The sequence below is a fragment of the Bacillus sp. AFS088145 genome, assembly GCF_002564465.1.
Lineage (GTDB): Bacteria > Bacillota > Bacilli > Bacillales > Bacillaceae_G > Gottfriedia.
The window spans coordinates 1-2,708 of the sequence record NZ_NUUX01000059.1; the positions used below are offsets into that span (position 1 = coordinate 1).

The following is a 2,708-nucleotide window of genomic DNA, read 5'->3' on the forward strand; positions in this document are numbered from 1 at the left end:
TAGTTGTGCGAAATGTTTCTAGTTTAAATGGAGAATGGTCACATTACTCTAGTAAAGTCTAGACAGTTCCTTTCGGAATTGAAGGATTATATCGAAGAATCAAATGATTGGGTAACGCCTTGAAGGGTTCTCTCTTAGTCGAATAGCACTGGATTAAGTAAGAATGATCGTGTTATAAGCTCGGCGAAAAGGTGTGAGAAATTACCGTACCAGTGAGGCTGACGAAAGCCTACTCGATGGAGTGGTGTAATTCATGATGCTTGAGTTGAATGAATATGGTGAGTATGCAAATAAACCTACCAAAAAAGGTTAAGCTGACGAACTTCTGAATGTACGGGTCTATAACTGCGATACATAGAAATGTGTATATCACTAAATTGTGAGGTTAGATGTGGATGAGTAAGACTAACTAATATGAAAATCCATGATACGTTACAGGCGTATGAATGCTAACAGGCTTAGAGGAAGCACCTAAGTTCATTCTGTAATAGATATAATTCAACATTGTAAGCTGATAACGTGGAGGGCTTACTCCCGAAGAAGCGTTGACTAGGAAAGCATTAATGATACTAGTTACTGCATAACTTGTCTTTATATCAGTGAAAGTGGTGGCACAGTACCAATGAAATGTTTAATCCACATGGAGGGATAGCCACTAGACTAATAAAGATTTATTCAACCATGTAAGGCAGTTCTTTATCGGTTAATAAGGTTCTTGTGAGACTAAAAGAGGTTTAACTTCGAAAGGAGAAACCGACTTATTGAAACGGAAGAAACTGAGACACAGTGAATATTACAGTATGCAAACTTGTTTTGACATACTTTATGCCCAAAGTGTCAGTGGTCATAACTTCTATGATTTAACAGAATTAATGCGTTCTGAAGATAATATACGACTTGCCTACCGAAATATTAAAAGAAATTCAGGTAGCAAAACTGCGGGAACAGATAAATTAACGATTGATGATATTATACATCTATCAGTTACAGAAGTAATAGAAAAGATTCAAACAATGTTCATGGGTTACGAGCCTCAAACAGTAAGGCGTGTCCTTATTCCGAAAGGAAAAGGAAAAACCAGACCATTGGGGATTCCAACAATTTGGGATCGAATCTTTCAACAATGTATACTTCAAATTTTAGAGCCAATATGTGAAGCAAAATTCCATAAACATAGTTATGGATTCAGACCGAATCGTAGCACACACCATGCCAAAGCTAGATTTGAGTTTCTTATTAATCGTGTTGGACTTCATCATTGTTTGGATGTTGATATAAAAGGATTCTTTGATAACGTTAATCATAGTAAATTACTAAAGCAAATGTGGTCGCTAGGTATAAAGGATAAAACACTTCTTTCTATTATATCTAAACTTTTGAAAGCAGAAATAGAAGGTGTAGGCATTCCTACCAAAGGTACTCCACAAGGAGGAATTTTATCTCCTTTACTATCCAACATTGTATTAAATGAGTTGGACTGGTGGATTAGTAACCAATGGGAAACATTTAATAGCAACCATACTTATTCAAGAGTTGGTAATAAGTATACTTCTCTAAAGAAAACAACTTTGAAAGAGTGCTTTATCGTTCGCTACGCGGACGATTTCAAGATAATGTGTAAGACAAGGTCACAGGCAATAAAAATGAATTACGCATTGAAAGACTTCCTAAAAAACAGACTACACCTTGAAACTAGTGAAGAAAAATCTAAAATTATCAACTTAAAGAAGAACTCTTCCGAGTTTCTTGGCTTCTCGGTAAAAGCCGTAAGAAAAGGAAAAACGTATGTAGCAAGGTCCGATATGTCGAAGAAGGCAAAAGCCAACGCCTTCCAAAAGATAAAGGAAGCTATAAAATTGGTTAAGAAAAAACCTAGCACTCAGACTGTCTGGAATTTTAATACAGTGGTAATGGGAATCCAAAACTATTATTCTGTTGCCTCTCAAATTACTATTAATCTAAATAAGTTAAACTATCATCTACGCAAAACGTTATACAATCAACTAAAGAATATTAGAACAGAGGCAAATTTTCATGATATGACCAAGACTTTACAGAAAAGATACAAGGGTTATGAAAGTAAATTATATAAGATACAGCAAATGGTATTTGTCCCTATCCATGCCCAACGGTGGAAATTACCACACTGTTTTACACAAACCATATGTAACTTCACTGCCGAAGGTAGAGCGAAAATACATAATAGCTTAAAAGCTATCGATAGAAATATACTTACTTACATCATGAGAAACTACATTCCAAATCGATCAATTGAATACAATGACAATCGAATCAGTAAATTTATTGCCCAATACGGCAAATGTGCCGTACTAGGGGCAGAGTTAGGGATAAATGAATGGCATTGTCATCACATTAATCCTTATCATCTTTCAAATGATGATAGCTATTCAAATCTTATTATTTTAGATAAAGCTATACATAAACTGCTTCATCTAAAGGATAAAGCTAAAATAGAAACTCTTTTGAAATCCTTAAAACTTACTCGTAAGCAAATGGAAAAAGTAAATTCGTTACGATTAATGTGTCAGAATCAAACAATCTAAAATTGGAAGAAAAGCACTCGTCTGCTTAATACATAGAAAAGAATAAATTGGAGTAGTTGGAACGCCGTATGCGGTGAAAGTCGCACGTACGGTGTGAACAGGGGGAAAAGGGAGCGATAACTTCAAACCCTTACCTATCTGTAT

General features: G+C 35.2%; 1 protein-coding gene. It reads left to right on the forward strand.

Features of this window, described 5'->3' with window-relative positions; all coding sequences use genetic code 11:
- The first annotated feature begins 761 nt into the window (after window positions 1–761).
- Window positions 762–2,564, forward strand: coding sequence for a group II intron reverse transcriptase/maturase (gene ltrA, locus COI44_RS23415; RefSeq protein WP_483295502.1), 1,803 nt, complete (start codon window positions 762–764; stop codon window positions 2,562–2,564).
- Window positions 2,565–2,708 lie beyond the last annotated feature (144 nt).